The following is a 15,743-nucleotide window of genomic DNA, read 5'->3' as shown; positions in this document are numbered from 1 at the left end:
GCCACGGCGACATAATAGAAATTGGCCCTGGGCCAGCGAAACTCCTCTGTTTTGATAGAAAGGCTTCACCATGCGTGTATTCGTTACGGGAGCAACAGGATTTGTCGGCTCCGCCGTCGTTCAGGAACTGATCGGCGCGGGCCATGAAGTGATCGGCCTCACGCGCTCGGACGCCGGCGCCGAAGCGCTGACCGCCGCCGGGGCGCAGCCGCACCGAGGCAATTTGGAAGACTTAGACAGCCTGCGCAGCGGCGCGGCCCAATCGGACGGCGTTATCCACTGCGGTTTCATCCACGACTTCTCGAAGTTCAAAGAAAACTGCGAGATCGATGAGCGCGCCATCAAGGCGCTTGGCGCTGAGCTTGCCGGATCGGACCGGCCCTTGATCGTCACCTCCGGAACGGGTCTCCTGTCGCCGGGAAACCGCGTGACCGAAGAAACCGAAGCGCCCCCCACCTCCGCGATCCCGCGCGTATCGGAGCAAACGGCCCTGGCGCTGGTTTCGCAGGGCGTGCGCGCGTCGGCGATTCGCCTTCCTCCGTCGGTCCATGGCGACGGCGACCACGGCTTCGTACCGATTCTGATCGGTCTTGCCCGTGAAAAGGGCGAAGCGGTGTATGTGGGCGAAGGTCTCAACCACTGGCCCGCCGTCCACCGCCTCGACGCGGGGCGCCTCTACCGACTCGTGCTTGAAAAGGGACGCGCGGGCGCCCGCTATCACGGGATCGCCGAAGAGGGCGTGCCGTTCCGGGACATCGCCGGCGTGATCGGCCGCCGCCTGAGCATCCCCGTCGTCAGCAAATCCCCCGAGGAAGCCGCCGGATACTTCGGATGGTTCGCGCATTTCGCGGCGATCGACAACATTGCTTCGAGCGAGCGAACACGCGAAGAGCTGGGATGGGAGCCGACGCAGCCCGGCCTGATCGCCGATCTTGACCGGCCGAGTTATTTTGGGGGCTGAATGCGTTTGATTCTCTCGGAGAGCAATGCGCTTAGGAAGGCCGGCGAATGATGCGTTTTGACGATTTGATGACGCATTCGCGCGGCGCAAACATTAAGGCCAGCGGTTAAAACCGCGCCTACAAGAGCGCAGAAACCCACCTTCGTGGGTTACATTGTCCTAACCGATACCGCCTTATAACGCGACTATGCTCGTCGACGCCGTCATGGATCATGTAGTCCCCGCAGGGGGACTTTTGCGCTCTTGCAGGCGCGATTTCAATCGCCGGCTCCTGATTTGCCGACGTTCTTTTGCCTCGATTGCGTTATTAAATCGGCAATCCGCATTAACCGCCGGCAACTTGTCAAAGTACATAATCGCACTCACCCCACAGAAAGAAAATTCACCATGCGTGTTTTTGTTACCGGAGCAACCGGATTTATCGGCTCCGTTGTCGTACGCGACTTGATCGCCGCCGGGCATCAGGTTCTTGGACTCACGCGCTCGGACCCGGGCGCGGAGGCGCTGACCGCCGCTGGCGCGCAGCCGCACCGAGGCAATTTGGAAGACTTGGACAGCCTGCGCAGCGGCGCCGCCCAATCGGACGGCGTCATTCACCTGGGGTTTATCCACGATTTCTCAAAATTCCAGGAGAATTGCGAAATTGATCGGCGCGCGATTGAGGCAATGGGCGGGGAGCTTGTCGGCTCGAATCGGCCCTTGGTGATCACCTCCGGGACTGCGGCCGCCCACACGCCGGGGCGGGCCACGACCGAGGACGATGCGCCCAATTCCCCGGTTCCCCGCGTCGCTTCGGAACTCGCGGCGGCGGCCGTGGAGGCTCAGGGCGTGCATGTATCGGTAGTGCGCCTTCCGCAGGTCCACGACACACGCAAGCAAGGTCTGATCACATCTCTGATCGCCGTGGCGCGTGAGAAGGGAGTCGCGGCGTATGTGGGCGAAGGACTCAACCGCTGGCCCGCCGTGCATCTCTTTGCCGCCGCCCAGGTCTACAAACTGGCGCTGGAGAAGGGGACCCCAGGAGCTCGTTATAACGCGGTCGCGGAAGAGGGAGTATCGGCGCGCGCAATCGCAGAGTCTCTCGGGAGGGGGCTAAAGATCCCGGCGGTCTCTCTGTCTCCCGAGGAGGCAGGCGAACACTTTGGCTGGCTTGGAATGTTCGTGGGACACGACATGCCGGCTTCGAGCGCGCTGACACAGGAGCGGCTGGGGTGGCGGCCGAGCGGGCCTGGGCTGATCGAGGATCTCGATCAAGTGGGTTATTGACCGGGAGCAGCGGCGCGGCCTTGTGCTGTACAGCGTTGCTGGTAAAATGCACGAAACGAATCGCATCATTGAGGAGCAGACATGTCAAAGACAATCGTCGTCGTTGGGTTCGGTCCGGGAATCTCGGCCGCCGTCGCCAGGAAGTTTGGGACGAAGGGCTTTTCCGTCGCGCTTGTCGCGCGCAGCGAAGAGCGCCTCGCCTCCGGCGTCGCGGAACTCAAGGCGGTGGGTATTGAGGCCGCCGCCTTTCCGGCGGACGCCGGAAACGCCGCCGCCATTCGCGCCGCCATCGCCAGGGCGCGCGCCGAACTTGGCCCCATTACCGTCATTCATTGGAACGCCTTCAGCGGCTCAGAAGTGGGAGATGTCGTGACTGCGGACCCGGAAGCCGTGCGAGATGTCTTCGATGTCGCCATCGTCGGTCTGCTGAGCGCCGTCCAGGAAGCGCTCCCCGATCTGAAGGACGCGCACGAAGGCGCCATCCTCGTCACAAACGGCGCCCTGGGCGAAACGACTCCGCAAATGGACGAGTTCGCCGCCAATCTGAAAATCATGGGCGTCGCGCTCGCCAACGCGGCGAAGCACAAACTCGTCGGTTTGCTGTCGCAGCGGCTGAAGGGGGATGGAATCTATGTGGGCGAGATTACGATCGCGGGCACCATCAAGGGGACGGCGTGGGAAAGCGCGGATTCCCTCGACCCCGCAACGGTCGCGGATAAGTTCTGGGAGCTTTACCAAGGTCGTGGCGAGGTTCGCGCGCGAATGAGCTAAGGGGCGGGGCGACACTGCGATTCCGAGCCATGGTGAGAGCTTGTAAACAAGCTCTCACTATGGCTTCATCACTTACAGCACCTTCGTCGTGCGCACCCAGTAGCCGCCCATTTCGTTGTTGGCGGCGACGATCGCTTCGGGAGCGCCGACGATTGCGACTTGGCCCTGCTCATTCATGGTTTCCAGCACTTTGCCGAAGGCGTGGAAGTCGTCCAGAGTGGTCGCGAGGACCTGGTCACGACGCTTCTGGCGCAGGTCGTCGGTTTCGCCGATCAGGGCGCGCAGGGTGGCGCTGAATCCCTTGGCGTCGGGAAGCTGGTAGCTGTCCAGATCGCTGATCGTCCCGATGATGTTGCGGGTCAGCTCGGCGTCGCTCAGCGTCAGATTCTCCAGGAAACCGGCGCTGCCGTCGTAGTTTTCCAGGGTCTTGACGATGTTCGGATCGCGATACGACAGGAAGCTGAAGACGCCGGAGAGTGAATCGAATCCGCACATGCCGCCGTACGCGCCGCCTTCGACGCGGACCTTTTCCCAGAGCCAGCTGGTGCGCAGGAAGTTGGTGATGACGTTCGCCGATCCCGACGGCTCGTAGCCGAACTCGGTCAGGCGCGCGGACTTCGCGACATAGTTGACCTGGCCGGGCACGGTGAACGCTTCGGGAAGGCACTCGGCCACGCGGTCCCACTCGGCGGGTTTAGGCGCGGCGCCGTCCGGCAGGGCCTGGGCGAGCTCCTGGAGATGCGGCTGAAGCGCGGCGTAGTTCGCGGCGTCGGTCGTGACGTTCGCCACGGCGAGGCTGCGCCGCAGGATCGTGCTGCGCACCTCCTCCAGCGCCGCCAGCACCGACGGCCAATCGCTGTCGATCTTGCCCAGAAGCTGCCGGATGAAGAACAGATAGGTGATGCCGGAGATCTGCTCGCCCAGCCAGCCGGATTCCGTGAAGCGCGCTGCGAGACGCCGTCCCGCGAAGCCATGACCGCTGGAGGCGACCGCCGCTTCCAGCCGGACCTTCTCCTCCGTCGCCATCTGCCGGAACCGATCCTGGCTGTCCAGCTTCACGTGCAGCAAAATATCCCCAACAATCGCCGTCAGGTCCGGAACCTGCGCTGGCGTGGCCTTTGCCCGGATCCAGAGACGCGCGGCGGAGCCTTCGGCGGCGCGCAGGGAGCTCGTGAAGAGCTGCTGCGAAACGCCGCCGGTCTTACGGCCGATGCGCTGGGTCAATTGGACGAAGTCTTCCTTCTCCGTACCCATCTCCAGAAGCGAGCGGCCGAAGAGCGGCAGGTAAGAAAGCAGTTCCTGCGGCAGGACCTTCAGGTCAAATCCCAGATCCAGATAGACAATGCCGTTGGTGAACAGATCGTGATGGTAGACCGGGACGCCCGCCTCGGTCTTCACCTCGGTCGGGACGATCTTCACCTTCGGGTCCAGGTCGGCGATGGTCAAACGCGGCAGGGTTGCAAGCTGCTCTTCCGTATCGGGCGTCTGCTGAAGCTGCTGGAGATAGTTCGTCTCGTCGACGATCGCGGCGAGCTCCTCGGTGGACAGCGACGCCTTGATCGTCTCCAATTTGGCGCGTTCGGCGGCGGCTTCGCGCTCGGCGAGGCCGGGGTCGGGCGTGTAGACGATCGTCGTGCGATGCGCGTTGTCCAGGAAGTACTCCCGAATCATGCTCTCGAAGTATCCGCCCTTCGCCACGCCCTCTTTGATCGCCGTCAGCGGCGTTTCGAACTGAAGCGGCTCGATCGGGTCGCGGCCGTAGAGCCAGCTGCTCATTGCGTAGAACAGCACCATCAGGCCGCGCGGGAAGCCGCCGGTGTTAAGCTCGCGCAGGCTGAACTCCGCCGTATTCATCGCCGCTTCGACGGCGTCCGGATCGATGCCTTCGTCGGCGAGCTTGCGCAGCGTGTCCAGCATGAGGGTCTCGACCTGATCGGCGTTCGCGGGATCGACGCCCTTGAACCCCGTTCGCCAGGCGCGCTGTCGGCCGTCGGAAACGCCCGCGCCCATATCCTCGATCAGCCGCGATTCCAGCAGCGCTTTGCGCAGCGGCGCCGCCGGCGTGCCGACCAGAATGTGCTTGAGGATGTCCAGCGACAGATCCGTCTGGAAATCGACGGTGTCGTCGGTGAGCACCCAGTTGATGGAGAGCATGCCCCGGCCCGGCTCGGCCCCGCCCGCGCCCACGGCGTAGGTTTGGGACAGCCGGCGCGGCTCGGTCCAGCGCGTCAGCGTGGGAACGAGCGAATCGAGGGGACGCGCGTCGAACTCGCTCAGATATTCGTTGGAAAGGCGCAGCCGCTCATCCGGATCGTCATCGCCCCAGAACCAGATCCGCGAGTTCGACGGGTGATAGTACTTCTCGTGGAACGCTTTCAGCCCTTCGTAGGTGAGATCGGGGATCACTTTCGGGTCGCCGCCGCTGGAGACGCCGTAGACGTGATCGGGAAACAGCGAGCGCTCGGCGGCGTCGTAAAGCACGGTGTCCGGCGAGCCGTAGGCGCCCTTCATCTCGTTGAAAACAACGCCTTTGTAGATCAGCGGCTCCGCCGGATCCGTCAGTTCGTAGTGCCATCCCTCCTGCTGAAAGATGTGCTCGGTCAGCTTGGGATAGAAGACGGCGTCGAAGTAGACATCCACCAGATTGTAGAAATCACGTGTATTGACGCTTGCGACTGGGTAGTATGTCTCAGCAGATCCCGTGAACGCATTCAAAAAAGTTTTCAGCGAGCCCTTGACGAGTTCGATGAACGGCTCCTTCAGCGGATACTTCCGCGAGCCGCACAGCACGGAGTGCTCCAGGATATGGGCGACTCCGGTGGAGTCCGCCGGCGGAGTCCGAAAGGTGATCGCAAACGCCTTGTTATCATCCTCATTTATGATCGAGAGCAACTCGGCGCCTGTCTTGACATGGCGATACAAGCGCACCTTGCTCTTCAGCTCCGGCGCCTCTGCTTCACGCAGCAGTTCAAATCCATGGGTAGTCGTCATGAGATCTCCTCTGAATCCATACAAATCGCGCGGGGAAGCGCCCCGAGGCGTATTGTAACATAAACGAGACGACTCGGGAAGATGGTTCCAGGCCGTTCTTTGGGTAACACAGAGCTATGAGAGCGAGGACAGCCCTATTCCCCCGCCTCGTAATGATTGTCCGTTCACTCTCGTCACGCCGTTGAAGAGAAATATTCCACGGTTCGCGGCGAGGGTTCAAGGAAAATAATTATGAGCGCCTCTTTTCCCTCCGGGTAAAAAGGGGAAAACCTTACCCAAGCGTGGGAAAAACAGGGTCTATCCCTTCCAAAAAATTAAAAGGAATCGACACATTCGCATGCCAGACAAAGTGACCGCCGCGGGCTTCTATCAGGATCCGGACGCAGCCGCATCGGTTTTCGCGGAGATCCGGCGCAAGTGCAGCGGCCGCGTGGCGCTGATTTCCTGCAACAAAGACGGCAAAGTCTCGATCAACAACGGCGATATCTCGCCCCGGCGCGGCGTCGCGCTCGGAGTGCTGAGCGGCCTGATCGCCACGCTGATCCTTTTGACACAGTCGTCCATCCGATTTGTCGCGCCCGGCCATTACGGACCGTTCGCGCTCCTGCTGAGCTTCGTGCTCGCCGGGGGCGTTCTCGGATGGATCATTGCCCGATTCGTGCGGCTGGGCGTCGACCCGGCGCTGCTCGCGCACGGGCGGCGCATCATCACGCGCGGCGAATCGGCGATCCTGGTGCAAACCACGGCGGCGGATATCGCGCAGGCGATGCTGCTGCTGCGTCAGGTCACCAGCGGCCAGCCCGTCACCTTCGCCTTCCCGCCCCCGCCCCGCCCCACAAAGGAGCGCGCCGAGATCCTGCTGCGCCCCGCCCGGCCGGCGTCGGAGCGTCTCGGGGTCGAAGTCGGCCTGGTCACCGCCGCCGTCCATCAGGTCACGGGCAAATCCACCTCCGCCAAGCCGCTTTATCAGCGTCTCAATGAGAGCGAGGCGTATCTCAACGGCGTGCAGGCCGAGCTCAACGAGGCCGTCAAACAGCACGAGTCGGTCTCGCTGTCCGCCGAGTGGCTGCTGGACAACGCCTATATCATTCAGGAGCATATCGACGATATCCGACGCAACTTCAGCCCGAAGTTCCATCGGGAGCTGCCGATCCTCGCCAGCGGCCCGCAGTCCGGCCTGCCGCGCGCCTACGGCATCGCCGCCGAACTGATCGCCGAAGCCGACGCCCATGTCGATCAGGGCGATATCCTCAATTTCCTGGAATCCTACCAAACGGTTACGCCGCTCACGATGGCCGAGCTCTGGGCGCTGCCCCTGCTGATGCGCCTGCGTCTGATCGAGGCGCTGCGCGCGCTGACCGTGCATGTGCGCCGCCGGCAGCGCGAGCGCATTCTCGCAGACTTCTGGGCGAACCGCCTGCGCACCGCCGCGCGCAACGACGCCGACCGGCTGCTGAGCATGGTCTCAGACCTTTCGGACAGGATCCCCAACCCCAGCGCGCACTTCGCCGATCAGCTGCTGGGGCATCTCTACGATGAAGAGGCCGCGCTGGCCCCGGTCCACGGATGGCTGGAGCGCAAGCTCAAAACCAGCGTCACCGAGGCCATCCAGCAGGATCAGCGCGAGCAGACCGCCGAGCAGGTTTCCCTGGGCAACGCAATCACCACGCTGCGCGCGCTTTCGCATCTCGATTGGCGCGATATCTTCGAGCGGTGCAGCGCGATCCACAAGACTCTGAGCGAGGATCCGGCGGGCGTTTACGCCGGCATGGACTTCACAACCCGCGACTCCTATCGCCACGGCGTTGAGACGATCCATAAGTGCAGCACATTTTCCGAATTCGATGTCGCCGCCAAGGCGATCTCCCTCGCGGCGCAGGCGCCGGGCGGCCTGGAGCGGCATGTCGGTTACTGGCTCGTGGACCAGGGACGGCCGCAGCTGGAAGCGAGTCTGAACGCCACGCCGCATCCTTCCCAGCGCCTCCTGCGATCCGTGCGGCGGCAGCCGGCCTTTGTGTATTTAGGCTCGATCGGTTTGCTGACGCTGCTCATCTTGTGGCGCGCCGCCGATGTGGCGCGCGAAGGCGGTCAGGACGCGCTGTTTCTCATCGTCCTCACCCTGCTGGCCGTGCTGCCGGCGAGTGAAGTGGCCGTGCAGGTCGTCAACTATCTGGTCACGCGCCTGATCGCCCCGCAGCCGCTGCCCAAGCTGTCCTTCGAGGATACGGGCATTCCGGACGAATACCGCACCCTGGTCGTCGTCCCGATGATGCTCCTCACGCCCGACTCCATCCGCAAGGAAGTCGAGCGCCTGGAGATCCGGTATTTGGCGAACACGGACGAAAACCTTCGCTACGCGCTGGTGGCGGACTACGCCGACGCCCCGCAGCAGCACATGCCCGAAGACGCCGAGCGGCTCGATGTCGCCGCCAACGGCATTCGCCAATTGGACGAGCGCTATGGCGACGGCCGCTTCTTTCTGTTTGCCCGCGAACGCAAGTGGAACGACAGCGAGGACAAATGGATCGGCTGGGAGCGCAAGCGCGGCAAGCTCGAAGAGCTGAACACGTATCTGACGGCCAGGCCCGAAGAGCGCCAAGAGGGCTTCCTGCGCGTGGGCGAGCCCGCGCTGCTGGAAGGGATCAAGTTCGTCATCACGCTCGACGCCGACACGCAGCTCCCCGCGAGCACCGCGCGGCGCATGGTGGAGACGCTCGCGCACCCGCTGAACCGGCCGGTGATCGCGCAGGATTGCAGCCATGTCGTGCGCGGCTACGGCATTTTGCAGCCGCGCGTCAGCACCAGCCTGCCCAGCGCGACGGCGACCTTGTTCTCGCAGGTCTTCACCGATCCGACCGGGACCGACCCGTACACGCACGCGATCTCCGATGTCTATCAAGACCTGACGGGCGAAGCGAGTTATCACGGCAAGGGCATCTACGATCTGCACGCCTTCCATACCGTGCTGACGGGACGCTTCCCCGAGAACCACCTGCTCAGCCACGACCTGATCGAAGGCAGTCACGTGCGAGTCGGCCTGGCGTCGGATATCGAGCTGTTCGATCTGTTCCCGGAGGATTACCACACTTACGCCAATCGCCAGCACCGCTGGGTGCGCGGCGACTGGCAGATCACCGATTGGATCTTCGGGACCGTCCCGTACGGCGATGGGACGCGCGTGCGCAACCCGCTCCCCGTGATGAACCGCTGGAAGATCTTCGACAACCTGCGGCGCAGCGTGATGCCGATTGGAATCACGCTGCTTCTGGTGCTGGCCTGGCTCTTCTCGCCCATGTCCACGATCTGGGTTCTGCCGGTGCTCGCCGTCTTCCTTATGCCCTTCGCGTTTCAGATCCTCACGCTGATCACCACGCCCATCGGCAAGGCGTATATCCCGTGGGCGGATCTGGAGTTGACCGGGCAGCGCACGCTGGTCAACGCCTCCTTCACGCCGCATCAGGCGGTGCTCGCCGCCGACGCCATCGTGCGGGTCGGGTGGCGGCGCGCCATCACCCACAAGCATCTGCTGGAGTGGACAACGGCGCAGGAAGCGCAGAAGAACGCCAAGGACAATCAGTCGCGCTTCGTGATGCGCCTCACGGGATACTCCCTCGCGTCGCTCGCCATCGCCGCGCTGATCGCCGAGTGGCATATCAAGCACGCGAATTCCGCGCCGATCTTCCTGCTGCTCTGGACGATCTTCCCGCTGATCGTCGCCCTTCTCAACCTGCGAACGCCGACCCAGGAAACGCGCCCGCTGGTCGCCGCCGACCGGACGTATCTGCGCCGGGTCGCGCGCCAGACATGGCGCTTCTTCGATGAGTTCGTCGGGCCGCAGACCCACTGGCTGCCGCCGGACAACTATCAGGAGTTCGTGCGCCATGAAGTCGCCAACCGGACTTCGCCGACCAACATCGGCCTGCTGCTGCTCGCCGATGTCGCCGCGCACGACTTCGGCTATATCACGATCGACAGCCTGATTGACCGCATTGGGGCGACCATGGCGACGATCGAGAAGATGGAGAAGTACGAAGGCCATCTGCTCAACTGGTACGACACCACGACGCTCGATACGCTCAAGCCGGAGTATGTCTCCATGGTGGACAGCGGCAACCTGCTCGGCCACCTCTGGGCGATGGACCGCGCGGTACCGGACCTGCTGAACGGCCCGCTGCTGCGCCCCGAAGGTCTTCTGGGAATCGCGGACAGCCTCGGCCTGATGCGCGAAGGCGTGGAGACCCAGGAAAAGAGCGCCGAACGCTGGGCCGTGCAGACCGCCAAGGTCGAGGGGCATCTGGCCGCGCGCTATGGCGGAATCCAGGAACAGGTGGAGCGCCTGCGCGCCCTGCATCCGCTGGGCGAAGAGATCGCCCGCAACGCCGAGCGCCTGCCGACCGTCAGTGAAAGCGCCCGCTACTGGGGCGTCCAGGTCCGCGAGCAGATCTGCGCCTGGAACGAAACCGTCGACCGCTATCTGCGCTGGGTCGAGGTGCTGGCGCAGCCGCCGCTGGAAGGGCTGATCACGCTGAGCCCCGACGCCCATGAGTGGCGCCGGCAGGCGCTGGCGTCCACGCCGTCGCTGCATATGATCGCCACCGGCGCCGTGCCGGGACTGTCCGTGCTGGTCTCCCTGCACGCGCGCAAAGCCGAGTTGAGGCTCTCGCCGCAAGTGTCCGAGTGGCTGGACCGACTGCATGAGTCCGCCGCGCAGGCGCAGTGGCTGGCCGGCGAGCAGATGGGCAAGGCGCAGGCCGCCATCGATTCGATGCGCGCGCTGGCCGACGGCATGAACATGCGCTTCCTGTATGTCCCCGACCGCCGCGTCTTCTCGATCGGCTACAGCGTCGGCGAGCGCCGACTGGACAACTCCTACTACGACCTGCTCGCCAGCGAAGCGCGCCTGGGAAGCTTCACCGCCATCGCGCGCGGCGACGTCCCCGTGGAGCACTGGTGGGCGCTGGGCCGCAGCTTCAAGAATGTGCACGGCCGGCGCGTGCTCCAATCGTGGAGCGGCACCATGTTCGAATATCTGATGCCGACGCTCGTCACGCGCACCTACCAGAACTCGCTTCTCGACAGCGCCTGCAAGGACGCCGTCGCGACGCAGCGGGACTACGCGCGCCGGCGCGGCATCCCATGGGGCATCTCCGAAGCGGCGTACAGCGCGCTCGACGCCCGCCAGATCTATCAATACTACGCCTTCGGCGTGCCGGGCATGGGCCTGAAGCGCGGCCTGGAGGACGATCTGGTCGTGGCGCCTTACGCCACCGGCCTGGCCCTCGCGGTGGATCCGCCGGGCGCCGTGCGCAACCTGCGGCGCATGGCGGCGCTGGCGCAGACCAGCCTGCGCGGCGACTATGGGTTCTATGAATCCATCGACTTCACCCGCCAGCGCGGTCCCAAGGGCGAACGCGGCGTCGTGGTCGCCTGTTACATGGCGCACCATCAAGGCATGATGTTCACCGCGATCGATAACGCGCTGAACGGCAACATCATGCAGGAGCGGTTCCACTCAGACCCGCGTGTCCGCGCCGTCGAATCGCTGCTGTTCGAGCGCATCCCCGCGGCCTCCATCCCCGTCTCCAGCGCCCGGGAGGCGATCCCGCAGCCGCGCCTGGAGCCGATCGCCACGCAGCACGCGACCGGCACCATCGATACGCCGGATACGGCCACGCCTCAGGTCAGCCTGCTGTCCAACGGCCACTACTCGGTCATGGTGACCAACGCCGGCGGCGGCTACAGCAAGATCGACGACACCGAGATCAGCCGCTGGCGCGCCGACGCCACCCGGGACTCCTACGGCCAGTTCTGCTATGTGCGAGACACCGAAAGCGGCGCCTTCTGGTCCACGACCTATCAGCCGACCACGGGCAGCGCGCAGCGCTTCAGCGCGCTCTTCTCGCCGGACAAGGCTGAGTTCCGGCGGCGTGAGTACGGCATCGAGACCGTCACGGAGATCGTCGTCTCTCCCGAGGACAACGCCGAGATCCGACGCATTACCGTCATCAACAAGTCCCTCCGGCCAAGACAGATCGAGCTGACCAGCTACGCCGAGCTGGCGCTGGCCCCGCACGCCGCCGACCGGGCGCACCCGGCGTTCAACAAGCTGTTCATTCAGACGGAAGTCTTGAAGGACCTGGACGGCATGCTGGCGTGGCGGCGTCCCCGCTCCGCCAATGAGGCGCCCGTGTGGGCGGCGCACGTCGTCGCGGCGAATCGCGACGCGACCAAGCCCACCGAGTTCGAGACCGACCGTTCGATCTTCCTGGGACGCGGGCGCACGCCCGCCGATCCGGCTGCGCTGCACGGCGCGCTGACCGGCAGCCAAGGACCGGTCCTGGACCCCGTGTTCGCCCTGCGCAAGCACATCCTGCTGGAGCCCGGCGAACGCGCGCATGTGTCATTCGTGACCATCGCGGCCACGCGGCACGACGAAGCCGTCGCCCTGGTCGAGAAGTATCGCAACATCGGCGCGACCGCGCGCGCCATGGAGATGGCCTGGACTCACGCGCAGCTGGAGCTGCGCCACCTGCGATTGCAGGGGACCGATGTCCTGCGCTTCCAGCAGCTCGCCGGCCATATGCTCTATCCCAACAAGGCCCTGCGGCCGCCGGCCGAGCGCCTGCGCCGCAACATCCTGGGCCAATCGCGGCTCTGGGCGCAGGGCATTTCCGGCGACCTGCCGACGATGGTGGTGACCATCGCGGACACCAACGATCTGGAGATGGTGCGCGAAGCGCTTCAGGCGCACACCTACTGGCGCGTCCACGGCTTCAAGTGCGATCTGGTGATCCTCAATCAGGAATCGTCGAGCTACGAGCAGCCGCTGCAAGAGCAGCTGCGCCGCATGATCCAGGGACACACCGAGTACACGGGGATCGACCAGCCCGGCGGCGTGTTCCTGCGCCCGGCGGCCGCGATCGGCGAGGAAGACCTGACGCTGATCCTGACGGTGGCCCGCGTGGTGCTGGTGGCGGCGCGCGGATCGCTCAGCCAGCAGCTCAGCGTCCCGATCCGCCCCGCCCTGCCCGCGCCCACCGGCCCCGCCGGACGCCCCGCTTCGGAGGAGCCGTCGGAGGCGCTGCCGTTCATGGAGCTGCCGTACTTCAACGGGCTGGGCGGCTTCACGCAGGACGGCCATGAATACGCGATCTATCTCGGCCCCGACGATGTGACGCCCGCGCCATGGTCCAACGTCATGGCCAACCCGAACTTCGGCGCGCTCGTCACGGAATCGGGCGGCGGTTACTGCTGGGGCGGCAACAGCCAGAGCAACAAGCTGACGCCCTGGTCCAACGATCCGGTCTCGGACCCGGTCTCGATGGCGCTGTATATTCGCGACGAAGACCTGGGCATCTTCTGGACGCCCACGGCGGCGCCGGTCCGCGAGCGCGATCCTTATCGAACACGTCACGGCCAGGGCTACACGATCTTCGAGCACAACAGCCACGCGATCGTCCAGGAGCTGACGCTGTTCGTACCCGCGCACGACAACGACGGCCTCCCGGTCCTTGTCCATCGTCTGAAGCTCACCAATCGGTCCTCGCACCGGCGGCGCCTGACGGTCACGGGCTATGTGGAATGGGATCTGGGCGTGGAGCGCGAGGAGACGCAGCTGCATGTGGTGACGGACTGGGACACGGAAGGGCGCATGATCACGGCGCGCAACCACTACCATCCGGACTTCGGCTCGCGGATCGCTTTCGCGGCGATCTCTCCGGCGGCTTCTTCGTACACCGGGGACCGCGGGGAGTTCCTCGGCCGCAACGGCTCGGTTTCCAGCCCGGCCGCGATGCGCGGCGGCCCGCTCTCAGGCCGCGCCGGCGCCGGTCTTGACCCCTGCGCGGCGCTCCAGACGGCGATTGAGCTGGAGCCCGGCCAGATGGTCGAAGTCATCTTTACGGTCGGCCAGACCGACAGCCTCGGCGAAGCCCGCACGCTCGTCCAGCGGCTCCGGTCATCGGCGCAGGCGGAATCGCTGCTGCAAGCCACACGGCAGCTCTGGGATAACTACCTCGGAACGATCCAGGTGGAGACGCCGGACCTCGCGGTCAATTTCCTGCTCAACCGCTGGCTGGTCTACCAGGACCTGAGCTGCCGCATCTGGGGACGGTCGGCGTTCTACCAGAGCGGCGGCGCGTTCGGCTTCCGCGATCAGCTTCAGGACGCGATGGCGCTGGTCTACTCCGATCCGGCGATGACGCGCGCGCAGATCGTGCGCTCCGCGTCGCGCCAGTTCCCGGAGGGCGACGTCCAGCACTGGTGGCATCCGCCGGGCGGCGCGGGCGTCCGCACGCAGATCACGGACGACCTGCTCTGGCTGCCTCTGGTCGCCGCGCATTACGTCAAGATCACCGGCGACACGAGCGTGCTGGATGAAGTCGCGCCGTTCCTGGACGGCCGACTCCTCGGGCCGGACGAGCACGAGGCGTTCTTCCAGCCCGGCGTCTCCTCGCAGACCGCGACGGTTCTCGAACATTGCCGGCGCGCGATCCAGAAGGGTCTGACGCACGGGCCGCATGACCTGCCGCTGATCGGCGCGGGTGACTGGAACGACGGCATGAACCGCGTCGGCATCGGCGGCAAGGGCGAAAGCGTCTGGCTCGCCTGGTTCCTGATCGTGGTGCTGAACGAGTTCGCCGCCATGCTGCGCGCTCAAGGCGCCGCGACGGAAGCCGACGAGCACGCCGCCGCCGCCCTCAAGATCGCCGCCGCGATCGACGAAAGCGCGTGGGACGGCGCCTGGTACCGCCGCGCCTACTTCGACGACGGCTCACCGCTCGGATCGGCGCAGGACAAGGAAGCGCGCATCGACTCGCTCCCGCAGTCCTGGGCCGTCATCTCCGGCGCCGGCGATCCCGCGCGCGCCCGGCAGGCGATGCAGAGCGTGCTGGACAATCTGGTCAAACGCGACGACAAGATGGTGCTGCTCTTCACGCCGCCCTTCGACAAGTCGCCCAAAGACCCCGGCTACATCAAGGGGTACCTCCCCGGCGTCCGCGAAAACGGCGGCCAGTACACCCACGGCTCCCTGTGGGTCCCGCTCGCCTTCGCCCGCCTTGGCGACGGCGACCGCGCCGTGGAAATCCTGCGCCTGATGAACCCGGTGGAGCACGCCCGAACGCCCGAGGACGTCCAGCACTACAAAGTCGAGCCCTACGTGGTCGCCGCCGACGTCTACTCCCTCGCCGGCAAAGCCGGCCGCGGCGGCTGGACCTGGTACACCGGCTCCGCCGGCTGGATGTACCGCGTGTGGCTGGAGGAAGTCCTCGGCTTCCACCTGCGTCCGGACGCGCTGACCATGAACCCGGTTATCCCGAAGGACTGGAAAGAGTTCAAGCTGACCTACCGGCACAAGAGCAGCACCTACGCGATCACCATCGACAACTCCGCCGGCGTCAGCACCGGCGTGAAGACGGTGGAGGTGGACGGCCAGGTCCAGATCGACGGCCGCATTCCGCTGGGCGACGACGGTCAGACGCATGAGGTGCGGGTGGTGATGGGGTAGTCCCTATTCCCCCGGCGCTAAAGCGCTTCCCCCTTTTTCCCAACAAGCTGCTCCGCAGGGGAAAAGGGGAGCCAATAATTATCGTCCTTGCTCGCTCGACAAGTAGCAGTGCAGAACCTGTAGCCTTCGCAAACGATCTCTTCACGGCAGCGAAACGAGTGAATGGAACTTAATGAGTGGCTCCCCTTTTCCCCGGCGAAGCCGCATGCTGGGAAAAAGGGGGAAGCGCTTTAGCGCCGGGGGAAT

5 protein-coding genes are annotated in these 15,743 nt (G+C 64.9%); 4 read left to right on the top strand and 1 reads right to left on the bottom strand.

Translation table 11 applies throughout. The annotated features are described in order from the left end of the window. Window positions 1-70: 70 nt before the first annotated feature. The 3 genes from D5261_RS09980 to D5261_RS09970 all read left to right on the top strand — a co-directional run bounded on the left by D5261_RS09980 (window position 71) and on the right by D5261_RS09970 (window position 2,998). Window positions 71-961, top strand: coding sequence for an SDR family oxidoreductase (locus D5261_RS09980; RefSeq protein ID WP_119324638.1), 891 nt, complete (start codon window positions 71-73; stop codon window positions 959-961). A 387-nt stretch (window positions 962-1,348) separates the two neighbouring features. After that, complete coding sequence (locus D5261_RS09975; protein WP_119324639.1) at window positions 1,349-2,227, top strand: SDR family oxidoreductase; 879 nt, start codon at window positions 1,349-1,351, stop codon at window positions 2,225-2,227. A gap of 81 nt (window positions 2,228-2,308) precedes the next feature. Then, entirely contained in the window at window positions 2,309-2,998 is a 690-nt protein-coding gene (locus D5261_RS09970) for an SDR family NAD(P)-dependent oxidoreductase (RefSeq protein WP_119324640.1), read from the top strand. Window positions 2,999-3,070: 72 nt separating this feature from the next. Here D5261_RS09970 and D5261_RS09965 read toward each other — a convergent pair whose 3' ends face one another. Continuing rightward, window positions 3,071-5,989: an insulinase family protein gene (locus tag D5261_RS09965; protein WP_119324641.1), complete on the bottom strand. Its 2,919-nt coding sequence runs from the start codon at window positions 5,987-5,989 to the stop codon at window positions 3,071-3,073. A 337-nt stretch (window positions 5,990-6,326) separates the two neighbouring features. Here D5261_RS09965 and D5261_RS09960 point away from each other — a divergent pair, with 337 nt between their 5' ends. Beyond that, window positions 6,327-15,497, top strand: a complete 9,171-nt coding sequence (locus tag D5261_RS09960; protein WP_119324642.1) for a GH36-type glycosyl hydrolase domain-containing protein — start codon at window positions 6,327-6,329, stop codon at window positions 15,495-15,497. The last annotated feature ends 246 nt before the right edge of the window (window positions 15,498-15,743 follow it).

Source organism: Capsulimonas corticalis, assembly GCF_003574315.2.
In the GTDB taxonomy this organism is placed as follows: Bacteria; Armatimonadota; Armatimonadia; order Armatimonadales; family Capsulimonadaceae; genus Capsulimonas; species Capsulimonas corticalis.
Note: the sequence above shows the minus strand (reverse complement) of the source record. Positions and strands in the feature narration are given on the sequence as shown.